A 13,207-nucleotide genomic window follows, 5' to 3' on the forward strand; every position below is an offset into this window, starting at 1 on the left:
CCTCCGCACCGGCCCTCCGTACCCGCTCCCTCAGCGCCCGCCCCGCCCCTGCGCCTCGCACCTCCACACGACGAGAAGTGGTCACTCTGCCATGCCCTTTGAAGATGATCTGAGCGGTGAACTCCGCCGCACCGGCGATTCCTTCGAGCTCTCCGACCGGACCGCGCTGCTCGACGGCGCCGTCGCGATCGGCCGGCGCGGGGTGCGGCGGCGCAGGATCGCCACCGCCACCGGAGGCGCGCTCGCGCTGGCTCTCGTCGCCCTCGGCGGCGGTCTGGCGACCGGGCTGGTCGGGGGGGCCGGCCCCACCACCGATCTGGCGTCGGGTACGCACTCCGTGTCCCCGGGCGCCGGCGGGGAGAGCGGGGTCTCCGGCTCGGAGATGGTCGAGACGCTCGCCGCGCTGCTGCCCGGCGGGAAGGTCTCCGAGGGCTCCGGTATCGGTACCGGGGAGCTGGAGGACGGCGCGGCGGCGTCGGCCTCGGTCCTCTACGACGACGGCGACGGACCCGTCACCGTCACCGCCTCGCTCTACCCGACGCCGCAGTACGTACGGGCCCGGGGCACGGAGGGCGCCTGCGCGGACGAGCCGGGCGCCCTGAGGGACATGCCGGAGGGCGTGGCGCTGACCCACGACACGGTCGGCGGGCCCGCCCTCACCGCCGGCTCCGGCGGGAAGGCGTCCGCCGCCGAGTGCCCGACCCCCGTGGACGCGGCCGCTCCGCAGGAGGAGCTCGTCGGCTACCGCTTCCGCGGCCTGGCGGTGGGCGGGGTGACCGTCGACGTCCGCGCCTACAGCGGGGTGCTCGACGCGGGTGCCGTGGGCGTCCGCTCCACGCCGCCGCTCGACCAGGGTCAGCTCGCCGCGCTCGGGCAGTCCGCGAAGTGGGCGCCGCTGGTCCAGCGCATGAAGGTGGTCGTCGCCGCGCAGGAGAAGCGTCACGAGGCCTCGCCCACCGCGAGCCCCGCCCCCGAACTCGACTACTCCACGCTGATGCCCACGCTGCTGAAGCTGCTCCCGAAGGACGTCACGGTGGTCCGCCAGGAACAGCAGGACGGCGGCGAGTACGCCGAGGTGGTCGTGGACGACGGGCAGGGGCAGTCCCTCCTCGGGATCAACGTCCAGCGCGACATGCGGGACGTGGCGGGCGACCTGTACGGCGGCGCCGAGACGCTCCCCGACGGCACCCTCCTCGCGGTCACCCAGGCGCCCGGCGAGAAGGGCGGGGACGGAATCGTCCAGTGGACGGCCGACTCGATGCGCCCCGACGGCATGCGGGTGGTCGTCATGGCCTTCAACGGCCCCCGGCAGGACGGGGCGGCCACCCGGTCCGAACCCGCGCTCTCCATCGATGAACTGAAGGCACTGGTCACCTCTCCGAAGTGGCTCAAGCTCCAGGTGAAGTAGCCGAAGGCCGCCGGTGCCCCGGCGCACCGCCCGACTCCGCACCACCGGGCGGGCACCGGGCCGCCGCAGGCTGCGGGTGGTCCCGGCGCACTCACTTCGCGTCCGAGTACCGCTCCACCACCGCCGTGGTGAACGGGAACCGCACCGGCGTCTCGCCGAAGGCGATCCGCCCGGCCAGCTCACCGGCCTCGCGGATCGCCCTCACCACGCGCTCGGCCTCCTCGGCCGGGCAGTGCACGATCACCTCGTCGTGCTGGAAGAAGACCAGCTCCGCCCGGAGCTCCTCCTCGGCGAGCGTGCGGCGCAGCGCGGCGAGGAGCAGCAGCGCCCAGTCGGCGGCGCTGCCCTGCACCACGAAGTTGCGGGTGAAGCGGCCGCGGGCCCGCGCGTCGGAGGAGGCGTACCCGGGGGTGAAGCCGTACCCCCGGCGGCCGTCCCCGGAGCCGTCCTCCTCGCCCGCGCCGCCCTCCTGCGGCAGCCCCGCCTCGCCGTCGTCCCCGGCCCCGGCGGCGGGCGGGCTGGTCCGCCCGAGCCAGGTCCGTACGAGACGGCCCTCCTCGCCCGCCTTCGCCGCGTCGTCGACGTACCCCACGGCCAGCGGGAAGCGGCGGCGCAGCGCGGCGAGGTTCTTCAGGCCGTCGCCGGAGGTCTGGCCGTAGACCGCGCCGAGCAGGGCCACCTTCGCCTGGTCCCGGTCGCCCCGGAAGGCGCGGTCGGAGAGTGCGGCGTAGAGGTCGCCCTCGTCTCCCGCGACCTCCATCAGCCCGGGGTCGCGGGAGATCGCGGCGAGGACCCGGGGCTCCATCTGGTCGGCGTCGGCGACGACGAGCCGCCAGCCCTCGTCCGCGACGACGGCCCGCCGGATCACCTTCGGGATCTGGAGCGCCCCGCCGCCGTTCGTCGTCCAGCGCCCGCTGACGGAGCCGCCGGGGGTGTACTCGGGGCGGAAGCGGCCCTCGCGCACCCAGTCCTGGAGCCAGCCCCAGCCGTGCGCGGTCCAGATGCGGTAGAGCTTCTTGTACGCGAGGAGGGGCTCCACCGCCGGGTGGTCGATCTCCTCCAGTTGCCAGCGCCGGGTCGAGGTCACCCTGATCCCGGCCCCGGCGAACGCCTTGATCACGTCGGCCGGCAGATCGGGCCGCACCCGCCGCCCGAACGCCGCCGAGACCTGGTCCGCCAGTTCGGCGAGCCTGCGGGGCTCGCCGCCGCCCGCGTACCGCTCGCCGAGCAGCTCGTTCAGCAGCGCCCGGTGCACGTCGGCACGCCAGGGCATCCCGGCCCGGTTCATCTCGGCGGCGACCAGCATCCCGGCCGACTCCGTGCCGGTGAGCAGCAGCATCCGGTCCGGGTGCTCGGCCTCGGCGTGGCGGCGCAGCTGGTCGGCGTAGACGTCGAGGAGCCCCTCGAACGGCACCTCGGTGCCGGAGGACTGCTCGAAGAGCGGGGACTGTGCCCCCGGCTCGGCACCCCGGGGCGGCGGATCGGCGGGTACGGGGGCGTTGCGCAGCCGGGCCAGGGCCGCCGCGGCGGAACGGGGTTCGCCGAGCCGCCCCGCGTGGCCGAGGAGGAGCAGTTCGGCGCACTCGATGTCGTAGCACCGCTCGACGCGGACCCCGGCGGCGAGCAGCCGCGGGTAGACCTCGGCGGTGGACCGCCACACCCAGCGCACCACGTCGGGGCGCGCCCGGACCGCCTCGGCGAGGTCGGGTTCCCGGAGCACCGGACCGGCCGGTCGCCCGTCCCGTTCCAGCGGGACGAGCAGCGCGCCGCCGCCCTCCGCCGGGGCCAGGGCCCACCGTTCCGTCATGGTCCCGAGTCTGGCACCGGCCACTGACATCACCGGGGAACGGCCCCGGGCGGCGCCTCCCGGGAGGCAGCCCCGGAGGCCGGCCGGGAGGATCGGCTCGGGGGCGACGGCGAGCGGACCGCGGCGGGCGCGGGGAGTCAGGAGCAGAGATGAAGGCGATCGTGTTCGAGGAGTACGGCGGCCCCGAGGTGCTGCGGCTCCAGGAGGTGGACGCCCCGCGAGTGGGGCCGGGACGGGTACGGGTGCGGGTCCGGGCCGCCGGGGTCAACCCGCTCGACTACAAGATCCGCAAGGGCTGGATGCGGGAGGCGGCCCCCACCGCGTTCCCGGCGACGCCCGGCAGCGAGTTCGCGGGCGTGGTGGAGGAGATCGGCGAGGGTGTCACCGACTTCGCCCCCGGCGACGAGGTGCTCGGCTACAGCGAGACCGGTTCGTACGCCACCGAGGTGCTGGCCGTGCCGGAGAAGATCACCCGCAAGCCGGCCGACCTGGACTGGGAGACGGCCGCCGCGCTGCCGGTGGCCACCGAGACCGCTTCCCGGGTGCTCGACGAGCTGGCGCTGGACACCGGCGAGACGCTGCTGCTGCACGGTGCGGCCGGTGCGGTCGGCTCGGCCGCCGTGCAGCTCGCGACGGCCCGGGGCGCGACCGTCATCGGCACCGCGTCCCCCGCCAACCACGACTACCTCCGGGTGCTGGGCGCGACCCCGGTGGAGTACGGCCCCGGGCTCGTCGAACGGGTCCGCGCGCTGGCTCCCCAGGGTGTGGACGCGGTCTTCGACGCGGCGGGCCGGGGCGCGCTGCCGGACTCCATCGAGCTGCGCGGCGGTACGACGGACCGGGTGATCACCATCGCCGACGCGGACGCCCCCGCGCTCGGGGTGGCCTTCTCGGCCGGGGGCGGCGGTCCCTCCGCCGGGCGCCTCGCGGCCAACGCCCGGCGGGCCGTCCTGGGCGAGCTGCGCATCCCGGTCGACCACACGTATCCGCTGGCCCAGGCCGCCGAGGCACACCGGGTCAGCGAGGCCGGGCACGTCCGCGGAAAGCTGGTGCTGCTCCCGCAGGACGGGTGACCAGGCAGGCCGGGGGGCGTCCGCCTCTACCCTGAACCCATGGAATCGGTGATCGACCAGGCGTGTGCGGCGGCCCTCTACGCGGAGGGCGACGCCGGTCTGGACACCGGTGCGTCGCTGCTCGCCGCCGCCCCGGACGCGGACGACGAGGCCCACCGGCGCGGCGAGGAGTTCCTCCGCCGCGCCTGGGCCCGGGGCTGGCAGCCCGCCGACGTCGTACGGTTCGTGCGCCGGGAGCTGGACGAGGAGCGGGCGGCCCTCGCCGCGACCCTGATCGCCGCCGAGACCGCCGGCTACGCGGCGCTCCCGCCGCGCTGGTCCGGCCAGCTCGCCGAGCTGCCGCCGCCCGTGCCGCGCAACCGGCCCGACCGCTTCTCGTACGCCTCCGCGCTGCTGGAGCTGTACCGGCTGCTGCTGCGGCTCCCCGCAGTGGAGGCGGTCGGGCCGCCGCCCGGCGGGACCCCGGCCGGGGGTTCGCACCTGCCGCCGCCCGCGCACGACGAACCCCGGATGCTCACCCGTATCCGCGCCCTGCTGGCGAAGGCGGAGGGGACGGACTTCCCGGAGGAGGCCGAGGCCCTCACCACCAAGGCGCAGGAGCTGATGGCCCGGCACAGCATCGACGAGGCGCTGCTCGCGGCCCGTACCCACAGCGGGGACCAGCCCGGCGCCTGCCGGATCGGCGTCGACGCCCCGTACGAGACGGCCAAGGCGATCCTGCTCGACGCGGTCGCCTCGGCGAACCGCTGCCGGGCCGTGTGGAACAGCGACCTCGGCTTCACCACCGTCGTCGGCTTCGAGCCGGACCTGGAGGCGGTGGAACTCCTCTTCACCTCGCTGCTGGTGCAGGGCACCTCCGCGATGGCCCGGGCCGAGGCGGGACAGCGGGCCGGGGGCCGAAAGCGGACCAAGACGTTCCGGCAGTCCTTCCTGATGGCGTACGCCCAGCGCCTGGGCAGCCGGCTCGCCGCCGACACCGCCCGGGTCACCGCCGAGGCCGGCGCCGAAGCGGGGGGCGCCGACGGCGGTACGGACGGGCCCGGCGACGACGCGCTGCTCCCCGTGCTCGCCGCCCGCGACGTGGCGGTCTCCGGTGCGGCGGAGCGGATGTTCCCCCGGACCACGACCACCCGGGTGCGCGGCGCCACCGACCTGGACGGCTGGACCCACGGCACCGAGGCCGCCGACCGGGCCCGGGTGGGCGGCCGCGAGGGCCGGGGCATCACCTCGTAGGGGGCGGCGTCCGGTCCGTACGCGGACGTGGCCGACCCCCGGTCCGTGGGCGGCCGGTCCTACGAGGTCCGCAGGCGCTCGGTCAGCCGCGCCAGCAGGGGCAGCGCCGCCACGAGCACCTCGCGCTCCTCGGGACCGAGCGCGTCGTCGATCGCGGCGCCCAGCCACTCCGCACGCCTGCCGCGCTCCTCCGCGAGGCGGCTGCTGCCGGCCGGCGTGAGGTGCAGCAGGATTTTGCGCCGGTCGAGGGGGTGAGCCTCGGTCCGTACGAGCCCTTGGCCGAGCAGTTCCTTGACGGCCTTGGTGGCCGACTGGTGCGTGACGCCCCGCCGCTCCGCGATGTCGGCGGCGGTCATCGCGCCGTCGCGGTCCAGATGGCCGAGGACGGCGGCCTCGCCGGGGGGCATCGTGTCGGCGGTGCGCACCGTGCGGACCAGCTGTCCGATGGTCAGGCGGAGTTCCTCGGCCAGTCGAGCGTCGTCCATGGTGGCAGTCTATCCTTCAACTCTCCAGCTAGGGTGTACATCTTAGGTGTACAGTTTAGTTGTAGGTATTCAGTCTCGGCCGGAAGGACACCACCGTGCGGCTCACCAAGTACGCCCACGCCTGCGTCGCGCTGGAGAAGGACGGCACGCGCGTCGTCGTCGACCCCGGAACCTTCACCCCGGAAGCGGCGGACGCGGTCGGCCGGGCCGACGCGGTGCTGATCACCCACGACCACTTCGACCACTTCGACGAGGAACTCGTCGCCGCTGCCCTGGAGGCCCGGCCCGGCCTGCGGGTCTACGGCACCGCCGCCGTGGCGGCGGCCCTCGGCGGCCACGGCGGCCGCGTCCGCGCCGTGGCGGCGGGCGACTCCTTCACCGTCGGCTCCTTCGCCTTCACCGTTCACGGCCGGTCGCACGCGGTGATCCACGCCGATCTCCCGTGCCCCGACAACGTCGGCTACCTCGTCGACGGTGGCGCCGTCTACCACCCGGGGGACGCCTACTCCCGGCCCGGCGTCCCGGTGCGTACCCTCCTGCTGCCGACCAGCGGCCCGTGGACCAAGCTCGGGGAGGCCGCCGACCACGTGCGGGCCGTCCGGCCCGAGCGCGTCATCCAGATCCACGAACTCATGCTCAGCGAACTCGGCCAGGTCTCCACCGCCCGCTTCCTCGGTGAGCAGGGCCTGACCGGCGTCCCGGTCGAGCGGCTGGAGCCGGGAACCACCGTCGAGGTGTGACCGGGCGTGATCCCCGCGGGGCGCCCGGCCCGACCGCCCGCGGACCCCCGCCGGGCACTCCCGCCCGGTGCGTCTCCGGGGGCGGCCGGAAGCCGTCCCGGACGGGTGAACCAAAGGTCCGGCTTGCCCCGTATCGCGACTACGCTCGCCCCATGAGCTGGCTCCGGGCGCTGAAGGAGACCGCCCGCTCGGGGTTCACCATCGAGCGGCCCCGGCTGGAGCCGCTCGTCGCGTTGCGGGGCGCCATCGGACTGGCGCTGGTGGTCGAGACCGCGCTGGTGCTCTTCGGGCCGGTCATCGCGGCCAGCTCGGCGTTCGGCGCGTTCCAGGCGGCCATCGCCACCTTCCAGCGCAGCTGGCGCCCCCGCCCGGTGCTCGCCCTGATCTCCGGCGTCAGCCTGAGCATCTCGACGTTCGTCGGCTACGTCGCCGGCCCGTACTACGTGGTGTTCCTCGGCGTCCTGGTCCTCTGGACGTTCATCGCGGGACTCTGCTGGGCGGCGGGCCCCACCGGCGGCATCATCGCCTCCTCCAACGTGGCGATCATGCTCGTCACCATCACCCTGCCCACCTCCGTCCTGGACGCCGCGGCGCACGCCGGAGTGATCATCATCGGCGGCCTGGTGCAGGCCGCCCTGATCGTGCTCTTCCCGGTACGCCGGTGGGGGGCCCAGCGCGACGCGCTCGCCGACGCGCTGGCCGCCGAGGCCGACTACGCCCGGCGGCTGCGCTACGACCCGATCGCGCCCTTCGACTCGGAGGCGCTGATGACGGCCCGCGACGCGGCGGCGATCTCCGCCCGGGAGGCCCGCCACCGCCCGGCCGAACTGCACGGCGCCCGGAGCATCGCCGAACGCATCCGCCCGGTGCTGGCCTCGCTGGCCGACCCCGCCATGGGCGTGCCCGAGGAGGGCCCGCAGCGTGACCGGGCCCGCGAGCTGCTCAAGGCGGCCGGCTCGGTGCTCGACGCGGCGGCCCGCGCGATCCGGCACGGCGATCCGGTCCGGCTCGGCGCACCGGCGCTCGCGGCGCTGGAAACGCCCGAGACCGGCGGGCTCACCAGCGGCCCGCCCCGACGGGCGGCCGACCGGCTGATCGCCCTCCTGCACGACGTCGTGGAGATCGCCGAGGGCGCCGGAACCCGGCACGGCTCCGAAGCGGACCCGGAGACCCCGCACCGCCGCCGCCCCGGCCTGATCACGCTCCTCCCGGTCGTGATCGGCCGGATGCGGGGCGAGTTCCACCGCGGCTCGGCGATCCTGCGGCACGCGATCCGGGTCACCGCGGTCGCCACCGTCGGCTACTTCATCGGTGAGGCGCTGCCCTTCGGTCACGGCTACTGGGCGCCGATGGCCGCGGTCATGGTGATGCGGCCGGACTTCTCGCAGACCTACTCCCGCTCGGTGGCCCGCTTCGGCGGCACCATCGTGGGGGTGTCGTTCGCCACCGCGGTCGTGCAGCTCGCCGACCCCGGCCCGGAGCTCTCCGCCGCGCTCGCCGTCTCCTGCGCCTGGGCGATGTACCTGCTGATGCGCACCGGCTACGCGGTCGGCCAGGTCTGCATCTCGGCGTACGTCGTCTTCCTGCTCGGCATGGCCGGCAGCGACTGGTCCCAGACGGTCCCCGAACGCATCGTGCTGACCCTCGTCGGCGGGGTGCTGGCCATGGTCTCGTACGCCGTCTACCCGGCCTGGGAAACCCCGCGGCTGCGCAACCGGCTCGCCGGGTGGCTGATCGCGGTCGGGCGGTACGCCGCCACGGTCATCGACCAGTACGCCGATCCGGCGGCCCGCAGCAACGAGGACGTACGGACCGCGCTCATCGCCTCCCGCGAGGCCCGGGTCGAGTGGACGGAGACCCTGAAGAAGGCCCAGTACGAACCGGTGCGGCACCGGGGCATCTCCCGGACGGCCGCCACCGACGCCCAGCACGCGCTGTCCCAGCTCGGCCGGGCCGCCATGCTGCTGGAGGCCCACCTGCCGGACCGTGCGGCGACCCCGGTACGCGGCGCGGCGGAACTCGCGGAAGCCCTGCGCGGCTCCACCGAGAAGGGCGCGAAGGCGGTACGCGAACGGCGGGTCCCGGAATGGGGCCCGGTCGCCGAGTCGGTGGCGCAGTGGGACTTCCTCGACGCGCCCTTCGACGAGGAACCCGAACCCGGAGAACCCGTACCCGACCCCGTGGTGCGCCGGGGAGCCGCGCTTCTGCTCGACGCCCTGGTGGAATTGTCGTTCGCGCTCGACGACCGGGGTGCCGTTCCCAGCAGCCGGAGAGCCCGACCGGGGGAAGAGACCGAAGAGGCCGAAGACGCCGAAGAGGCCGGAGGCACCGGAGAGTCCGAAGATGCCCGGGAAGGGGAGCGGGCGGAACCGGAATCCCGTTGAAAAGCATGTGGGTTGGAGACGGCCCGGTTGTTCCGGCCCGCGGGGTCGGGGCTGTGGGGGGCCGGGTCGGGTGGCTGGGCCGCGGGGCTGCGGGGATGCGGGATGGCCGGTGAGAGCGCGGGCCGGAGGCACCGGGAGGATCTACTCGCCGGGCACATGCCATTTCGCTACGCCTTCACCTCTGCCGTATTCGCTGTAATCAAAGGACCACCCCGCGTGCACGTGCATTTGCCCATGCATTGGCATGTGAATTACCGCTATGATCCAGGTTGGTTGACGGATGGTTGACACTTGCACCTTGCAACTCGGGGAGCTTTCTGTGCACGACGTGTACAACGGCATGGCGGCCACAGGGCTTCACGGAGTCGTCTGGCAGAAGAGCAGGCACAGCAACTCCCAAGGATCTTGCGTGGAGTTCGCGAAACTTCCCGGGGGGAATGTGGCCATGCGCAACTCGCGCCACCCCGACGGTCCCGCGCTCGTCTACACGCCGGCGGAGATCGAGGCGCTCCTGCTGGGCGTCAAGGACGGGGAGTTCGACCACCTGGCGACCGGCGCCTGAACGCGGAAGGCGCGCAGGGCGCGGGAAGCGCGGAAGACGCGCAGGGTGCGGGAGGCGCTGAACGCGCGGAAGGCGCGTCGCGGTTGCGGCCCGGACATGGTGAGGGCCGGAGCGCCACTCTCCCCCGCGCTCCGGCCCCGGCTCCGTGTCAGGTCCCGTACGTGCCCGTCCTCGCGGGAGTTTTCTTCCGTGCCCCGAAGCTGCCCGGGGCCGGGAACCGCCTCCGCTCAGCGGGAGTCGGCGGGATTCAGAGGGAGTCGTCCGCCGCCTCGTCGGCGGCCGTCAGCAGGAACATCGCCCAGACCACCTTCCCGTGCGGGGGCACCGGAGGTCCCGGGATCCCGGTGGTCGGTGTCGGATGCCATCCCCAGCTGTCACTGAAGGACTCCACCAGGAACAGGCCCCGCCCCGACTCGGCGGAGTCCTCCGCCTCGCCGGCCGTCGGACCCTCCCGGCTGGGGTCGCGCACCGCGCACACCAGGCGGGAGGCACAGCGCGCCAACTGGAGCCTCACCGGCGGGACGTTGGGGTCGCGGGCGACATCGGAGGGCAGTGCGTGCCGCAGGGCGTTGGTCACCAGCTCGGAGACGACCAGGGCCACATCGTCGAAGCGGCTGTCCAGTTGCCACTGACAGAGCGTGGAGCGGGTGAAGTGCCGTGCCGAGCCGACCGCTTCGTATCTCGCCGGGAGGGTGATGGACGCCGATGCGGTGATCGACGCGGGATCCGCGGGGGGCAGGCCGCGCCGTAACGGTTCGAGCGTCGTCGATCCATCAGTCCTCATGCGAGGTGCTCCCGGGATTTCGCGGCTGCGAGCGGCACTGCCTGTGAGCGGTACTGCGGGGACACAGCGGCACAACACGAACGATCACGCAGGTGCGCAAGGCCCATGGTTCCGAATGCGTGGAGCAGATGCAAGGGCAGATGCACGTGCACGCGCCGGACCTGCCCGGTACCGTGGTGGTTCCGGAGCATTTCTTCCGTGCGGCAGTTTTCCGTCACTGGGGCAAGTCTTCCCCTCTCTGTAATCGAATGAGTACGGCCCGGAGCGTTTTGGTGGCAGAATCCGGTTCTCGGGGTTCGGGGGGCCTCGTTGCCCGGGAAGCTATGGGGAGGGTTGTCCAGTGTCGGCAGGCGAGTCGAGTGGATCCGTGGTGCGACGCATCCTGCTGGGCTCTCAGCTCAGAAGGCTGCGCGAGTCTCGCGGAATCACGCGTGAGGCGGCCGGCTACTCCATCCGGGCCTCCGAATCGAAGATCAGCCGCATGGAGTTGGGACGGGTGAGCTTCAAGGCCAGGGACATCGAGGATCTGCTCACGCTCTACGGAGTCGCGGACGAGGCGGAGCGCGAATCGCTGCTCGGCCTGGCCCGTGAGGCCAACGTGGCGGGCTGGTGGCACAGTTACGGCGACGTGCTGCCCGGCTGGTTCCAGACGTACATCGGTCTGGAGGGGGCGGCATCCCTCATCCGTATCTACGAAGTGCAGTTCGTGCACGGGCTGTTGCAGACCGAGGCGTATGCCCATGCGGTCGTCTCGCGCGGCATGCGCGGGGCTCCCGAGGCGGAGATCGACCGCCGGGTCGCACTGCGTCTGGAGCGCCAGAAGGTGCTCGTCTCGGAACGCGCGCCGCACTTCCACGCGGTGCTCGACGAGGCCGCCCTGCACCGGCCCTACGGCTCACGCGACGTGATGCGCTCGCAATTGCGGCATCTGCTGGAAATGTCGGAACACCCCAACATCTCCCTCCAGGTGATGCCTTTCAGTTTCGGCGGACACGCGGGAGAAAGCGGCGCGTTCACCATGCTGCGTTTCCCCGAATCGGACCTGTCCGACATCATCTTTCTGGAGCAGCTCACCAGCGCGCTCTATCTCGACAAGGCCGAGGACGTCCAGCAGTACGAAAAGGCCATGGTCCGGCTGCGTGCCGACAGCCCCGGGGAGGACGAGACCCGGGATCTCCTCCACAGTCTGCTTCAACGGGCCTGATCCACGCGTACGATGACGTTCGATCAGGAGTGTGCGAACGCCTGCAGTAAGGGATTGCATGTCCTTCTTCCATGAACTGGCCCATCAGTACATCGATGGCGAATGGCTGACCGGCAGCGGTTCGTGGGACATCATCGACGTCAATCCCTACAACGGCGAGAAGCTCTGCGCCATCACGGTCGCGACCGTCGCCGAGGTGGACCGGGCGTACCGCGCCGCCGAGCGCGCGCAGACGGCGTGGGCAGCCACCCGTCCGCACGAGCGACAGGCCGTTCTCGTACGGGCGTTGGCCGTGGTCGACGCCCGCGCCGACGAGATCGCCGAGGCCGTCGTCGACGAGCTGGGCGGGACGCTGCCCCGGGCGCGGTACGAGATCGACCTCGGCCGCGAGCTCCTGCGCGAGGCGATACGCCAGGCCGTCCGGCCGGTCGGCGGGCTGCTGCCCGCGGCGGTGGACGGCAAGGAGAACCGGGTCTACCGACGCCCCGTCGGGGTCGTCTCCGTCATCAACGCCTTCAACTTCCCCTTCGTCGTGGCGATGAAGTCCGTCGCCCCGGCCCTGGCGCTCGGCAACGCGGTCGTCATGAAGCCGCACCAGAACGCCCCGGTCGTCGGCGGTGGGCTGGTGGCGAGGATCTTCGAGGAGGCCGGGCTGCCGCCGGGCCTGCTCAACGTGGTGGTCACGGACAGCGCCGAGATAGGCAACGCGTTCATCGAGCACCCGGTGCCCGCGGTGATCTCGTTCACCGGATCGGACCGGGTCGGCAGGCAGATAGCCGCCGTCGCCGCCCGCCACTTCAAGCGGTGCCAGCTCGAACTCAGCGGCAACAGCGCGCTGGTGGTGCTGGAGGACGCGGACATCGAGGCGGCCGTGGACGCCGCCGTCTTCAGCCGGTTCTTCTTCCAGGGTCAGGTCGGCATGGCGGCCAACCGCATCCTGGTCGACCGCCGGGTGGAGCGGGAGTTCACCGAGCGGTTCGTCGCCGAGGTGGCCCGGGTCACCGCCGGGGACCCCCACGATCCTGCCACCCGCATCGGTCCCGTCATCAACGCCTTCCAGGCGGACGCGCTGTCCGGGCTGGTCGCCGAGGCGCTCGAAGCCGGGGCCACCGCACTGCTGCGGGGCCGCACCCGGGGCAACGTGGTGGAGCCGACCGTGCTGACCGGGGTGCCCGAGGGCTCGCCCCTGCTGACGCAGGAGGTCTTCGGGCCGGTGGCCGTGCTGATCCCCTTCGACGGGGAGGACGAGGCCGTACGGATCGCCGACGACACCCCGTACGGGCTGAGCGGGGCCGTGCACACCGCCGACGTGGAGCGCGGCGTGCGGTTCGCGCGGCGGGTGCGCAGCGGCATGTTCCACGTCAACGGGCCCACCGTGCAGGACGAGCCGCCGGCCGCCTTCGGGGGCGAGAAGATGTCCGGACTCGGCCGGCGGAACGGCGACGCGGTGGCGGACGCCTACACGACGACGCACTGGATCTCCGTCCAGTACGGCCGCACGGTCTTTCCTTTCTGAACGCGACCGCG

11 protein-coding genes are annotated in these 13,207 nt (G+C 73.2%); 8 read left to right on the forward strand and 3 right to left on the reverse strand.

The window, feature by feature from the left end; genetic code table 11:
* Positions 1–91: 91 nt before the first annotated feature.
* Complete coding sequence (locus OHA55_RS17365) at positions 92–1,408, forward strand: hypothetical protein (protein WP_266707314.1); 1,317 nt, start codon at positions 92–94, stop codon at positions 1,406–1,408.
* A gap of 91 nt (positions 1,409–1,499) precedes the next feature.
* Here the strand turns inward: OHA55_RS17365 and OHA55_RS17370 are convergent, their stop codons facing one another.
* On the reverse strand, positions 1,500–3,215 hold the full coding sequence (locus tag OHA55_RS17370; protein ID WP_266707316.1) for a bifunctional 3'-5' exonuclease/DNA polymerase: 1,716 nt from the start codon (positions 3,213–3,215) through the stop codon (positions 1,500–1,502).
* Positions 3,216–3,364: 149 nt separating this feature from the next.
* On the opposite strand from OHA55_RS17370, the gene OHA55_RS17375 reads away from it, so the two are divergent.
* Both OHA55_RS17375 and OHA55_RS17380 read left to right on the forward strand, forming a co-directional pair.
* A complete protein-coding gene (locus tag OHA55_RS17375) occupies positions 3,365–4,288 on the forward strand; it encodes an NADP-dependent oxidoreductase (RefSeq protein ID WP_266707318.1) in 924 nt (307 codons plus the stop codon).
* A 39-nt stretch (positions 4,289–4,327) separates the two neighbouring features.
* Positions 4,328–5,521, forward strand: coding sequence for a DUF2786 domain-containing protein (locus tag OHA55_RS17380; RefSeq protein ID WP_266707320.1), 1,194 nt, complete (start codon positions 4,328–4,330; stop codon positions 5,519–5,521).
* Positions 5,522–5,580: 59 nt separating this feature from the next.
* On the opposite strand, the gene OHA55_RS17385 is transcribed toward OHA55_RS17380, so the two are convergent.
* The gene (locus OHA55_RS17385; RefSeq protein WP_266707322.1) at positions 5,581–6,006 is read right to left on the reverse strand and encodes a MarR family winged helix-turn-helix transcriptional regulator; all 426 of its coding nucleotides are present in this window, start codon (positions 6,004–6,006) and stop codon (positions 5,581–5,583) included.
* A 95-nt stretch (positions 6,007–6,101) separates the two neighbouring features.
* Here OHA55_RS17385 and OHA55_RS17390 point away from each other — a divergent pair, with 95 nt between their 5' ends.
* The 3 genes from OHA55_RS17390 to OHA55_RS17400 all read left to right on the forward strand — a co-directional run bounded on the left by OHA55_RS17390 (position 6,102) and on the right by OHA55_RS17400 (position 9,692).
* Positions 6,102–6,746 carry an MBL fold metallo-hydrolase gene (locus OHA55_RS17390; protein ID WP_266707324.1) on the forward strand — a complete coding sequence of 215 codons (645 nt, stop codon included), beginning with the start codon at positions 6,102–6,104 and terminating at the stop codon, positions 6,744–6,746.
* A 152-nt stretch (positions 6,747–6,898) separates the two neighbouring features.
* On the forward strand, positions 6,899–9,130 hold the full coding sequence (locus tag OHA55_RS17395) for an FUSC family protein (RefSeq protein ID WP_266707326.1): 2,232 nt from the start codon (positions 6,899–6,901) through the stop codon (positions 9,128–9,130).
* 319 nt (positions 9,131–9,449) lie between these two features.
* Positions 9,450–9,692, forward strand: a complete 243-nt coding sequence (locus OHA55_RS17400) for a DUF397 domain-containing protein (protein WP_266707328.1) — start codon at positions 9,450–9,452, stop codon at positions 9,690–9,692.
* 247 nt (positions 9,693–9,939) lie between these two features.
* Here OHA55_RS17400 and OHA55_RS17405 read toward each other — a convergent pair whose 3' ends face one another.
* A complete protein-coding gene (locus OHA55_RS17405) occupies positions 9,940–10,476 on the reverse strand; it encodes an ATP-binding protein (protein ID WP_266707330.1) in 537 nt (178 codons plus the stop codon).
* 340 nt (positions 10,477–10,816) lie between these two features.
* Between OHA55_RS17405 and OHA55_RS17410 the strand changes: the two genes are divergently transcribed.
* Both OHA55_RS17410 and OHA55_RS17415 read left to right on the forward strand, forming a co-directional pair.
* Positions 10,817–11,680, forward strand: coding sequence for a helix-turn-helix transcriptional regulator (locus OHA55_RS17410; RefSeq protein ID WP_266707332.1), 864 nt, complete (start codon positions 10,817–10,819; stop codon positions 11,678–11,680).
* 58 nt (positions 11,681–11,738) lie between these two features.
* The gene (locus OHA55_RS17415; protein ID WP_266707334.1) at positions 11,739–13,196 is read left to right on the forward strand and encodes an aldehyde dehydrogenase family protein; all 1,458 of its coding nucleotides are present in this window, start codon (positions 11,739–11,741) and stop codon (positions 13,194–13,196) included.
* Positions 13,197–13,207 lie beyond the last annotated feature (11 nt).

It is taken from the genome of Streptomyces sp. NBC_00102 (genome assembly GCF_026343115.1).
Lineage (GTDB): Bacteria > Actinomycetota > Actinomycetes > Streptomycetales > Streptomycetaceae > Streptomyces.